The sequence below is a fragment of the Mesorhizobium sp. PL10 genome, from assembly GCF_053714315.1.
Genome location: NZ_JBSKBR010000097.1, coordinates 1 through 2967 on the forward strand (window position 1 = coordinate 1; position 2967 = coordinate 2967).

3 protein-coding genes are annotated in these 2967 nt (G+C 64.5%); all 3 read right to left on the bottom strand.

Going from position 1 to position 2967, the window contains the following annotated elements:
* Nucleotides 1–36: 36 nt before the first annotated feature.
* Nucleotides 37–1566, bottom strand: a complete 1530-nt coding sequence (tnpC, locus tag ACWGTO_RS32985; protein WP_454578883.1) for an IS66 family transposase — start codon at nt 1564–1566, stop codon at nt 37–39.
* Nucleotides 1567–1638: 72 nt separating this feature from the next.
* On the bottom strand, nt 1639–1992 hold the full coding sequence (tnpB, locus tag ACWGTO_RS32990; protein ID WP_378980201.1) for an IS66 family insertion sequence element accessory protein TnpB: 354 nt from the start codon (nt 1990–1992) through the stop codon (nt 1639–1641).
* Nucleotides 1989–2885 (bottom strand): IS66-like element accessory protein TnpA, encoded by an 897-nt coding sequence (tnpA, locus tag ACWGTO_RS32995; RefSeq protein ID WP_454578884.1) that lies wholly within the window; start codon nt 2883–2885, stop codon nt 1989–1991. The genes tnpB and tnpA overlap by 4 nt, the downstream gene beginning before the upstream one ends.
* Nucleotides 2886–2967 lie beyond the last annotated feature (82 nt).

Sequence of the window (2967 nt, forward strand, 5' to 3'; positions counted from 1 at the left end):
ACGACCGAAGTAAGCGTCCGGAGCTTGCACGTGAGGTCAGGTCTTGACAGGGACTTGGGCTTTCCAGTTCCACGGGACGAGTTCATCCAGCCGATTGACCGGGTATCCGTCGACCATGCGGCTGAGCACATCGCGCAGCCAGGCGTAGGGCTCAACGTCGTTAAGTTTGCAGGTTTCGATCAGCGAACACAGCACCGCCCATCGATGGCCGCCGCCGTCGCTGCCCGCGAAGAGGTGGTTCTTGCGGCCGAGACTGACCGGACGGATCGCGCGCTCGACCGGGTTGGTGTCGAGCTCGATGCGACCGTCGTGCAGGAAGCGGGTCAGGCCGTCCCAGCGCGAGAGCGCGTAGCGGACCGCTACGGCGAGCGTGCTTCGTCCCGACAACAGTGGAAGCTGCGCTTCGAGCCAGACCCGCATGGCGTCGACAATTGGTTTCGAACGGCTGCGCCGAGATGCCAACCGATGCGCCGGCGATTGACCACGAACGTCGGCTTCGACGGCATAGAGTTCGCCGATCCGGCGCAAGGCTTCCATCGCGATCGGCGCGTTGGTGGCCTGCGCCACATCAAAGAACTTGCGCCGGGTGTGTGCCCAACAGGCGGCGAGGACGATGTCTCCCTTGACGGTGAGCTGCTCGAAGCCGGCGTACCCATCGACGTGAAGCACGCCCTTGAAGTGCTCGAGATGCGCGGCCGGACGTTCGGCCTTGCGGTCCGGCGCGAACACATAGACCGCGGCCGGCGGCTCCGGTCCGCCCCATGGCCGCTGCTCGCGGGCGTAGACCCACAGCCTGCCGGTCTTGGTGCGGCCGCGGCCCGGATCAAGCACCGGAACCGGCGTGTCGTCGGCAAAGAGATGGTTGGAGGCGAACACGCTTTTGGCAAGCCGCTCATGCAGGGCTTCGAGCCACCAGCAGGCGCCGCCAACCCATCCGGCGAGCGTCGAACGCGGAAGATCGACACCACTGCGGGCGAAGATCTGCGACTGCCGGTAGAGCGGGGTATGGTCGCAATATTTGCTGACCAGCACCTGCGCCAGCAGCGCCGGCGTGGCCATGCCGCCGGCGATCAGCCGCTCCGGAGCCGGCGCTTGCACGACGGTCTCGCAGGTCCGGCAGCCATATTTTGGGCGCGTGGTCCTGATCGCGCGAAGCTGCGCTGGCACCCAGTCCAGCATCTCGCTCACGCTCTCGCCGATGGGATGCAGCGCACCGCCGCAGCCCGCGCAGACAGTGCTGCCGACATCGAGCAGGACGTCCTCACGCGGCAGATGATCGGGCAGCGACTTGCGATGGGATTGCCGCTCGGTGGACAGTTTGCCTGCGAACGGCCGGCTCTCCTGGATGCGCGCAACATCGGCATCGAGGTCTTCCAGCGCGAGCGCGAGCTGGTCGGGATCGAGCTGCTCGGAACTGCGACCGAACTGCGCCCGCTGGAGTTTTTTGATGATCGACTGAAGCCGCTCGATCTCGCCGTCGCGGCTCTCGACCGCAGCCGCCATGTCGCGCACGAGACGCTGCAAAAGCTGCGGGTCGGAAGGCAGATTCGCGAGATCGATCAACATGACCGAATCTATCACAAACAGCCCCAAAACCCAAGGATTCCGGGCCGTTTCGGAGCAGTCGATGAGCCGATTTCAGCCGGCCAGGGCTGGCCTCCAAACACGCTCGGGAGCGCGCCAGTCGATGCCTTCGATCAGCATCGCAAGCTGCGCCGGCGTCAGCGTGATCGAACCATCATAGCTCGCCATCACCGGCCATGCGAAGCTGCCCTGGTCGAGCCGTTTGGTGAACAGGCACAGTCCGTTTCCGTCCCAGAACAGGATCTTCAGCATCGACGCCTTCTTGCCCCGGAAGGCAAACAGATGGCCCGAGAACGGGTCCAGCTTCAGCGTTTGCTGCACCAGCATGGCGAGCCCGTCGAGACCCTTCCTCATGTCGGTGTAGCCCAGCGCCAGATGCACTTTCACACCCGCCGGGACGATCATCATGGTGTCGTTCCTTCACTCGCGACGCGTTGTCGAACGGCATCCGGATCGCTGCCGGCCGGTGCGAAGACACGCCGGCCGTCAGGCAGATCGATCGCCGTCATTCCATCAGGCGGCTGTACCAGGCTCTGCAGAAGGCGTACCGCCGCGGTGTCATCGCCCATCGCCACAGCCGCAAGCTTCGCGCGCTTCTTCTGCGCTACGCCGAACTGCGCGCGCCAACGGAACAACAGCCCCGTGACGATCCCATGCTTTCGCGCGACCTGCGAGACGCTGACACCTGGCCGGTCGCTCTCCAGCGCAATGGCGTGCTTTTCGGCATCGCTGAAGAAGCGCCGGACAGGCTGCCGGGGCGTGCCGGGATCATCATTCGACGCGGCCGTCAAGCTCGATTCCGGCGGCGTTGCGTTAGCACTAGTGCTAACGGCCGGGCGGGCAGAGGGATGAAGATGCGCCCGCCAGTCGATTTCGACCTCGCCTCCGTCCAGTCGGTCTCGCCATATGCGCAAGCTCGTCGGCGAAAGATGCAGCGCCGCGGCATATTCGCGAACACCCATGCCGCTCCAGTTCATCGCCTCGACATGCATCGCCCAGTACGCCTGGACAGCACGGTTGCGCACATCCGTGGTCACCGAAAAGCGCAGCCGAGCCCGCTTTTTCTGCCGCTTCGCTCGCTCCTCCAGGCGCTTCTGACGGCGCAATTCCGCCTGATATTCCGCATGCTTACGAGCCGCCTCGTTGCCCGCGAAGTACTTCAGCCAGCGATCGAGCGTGTCCTTCGTCAGGCGATGCACGCGGCAATATTCGGTCCGCGTCATACCGCTGCGCTGCCACGCCTCGACGTGAACCACCCACCAGGATTGCCGCGCCTTGTTCTCGAAATGTCTCAAATTCACCGGAGATCCTCCATGCTACGAAGGAGCCCGACATGTCGCGCGAATGCACTACTCAATCTGGGTGCAGAGACCGGACGCTTAC

What these genes read in the sequence shown, in the direction of transcription:
- tnpC (WP_454578883.1), bottom strand. Translation starts at nt 1,566, where the DNA reads ATGTTGATCGATCTCGCGAATCTGCCTTCCGACCCGCAGCTTTTGCAG.
- tnpB (WP_378980201.1), bottom strand. Translation starts at nt 1,992, where the DNA reads ATGATGATCGTCCCGGCGGGTGTGAAAGTGCATCTGGCGCTGGGCTAC.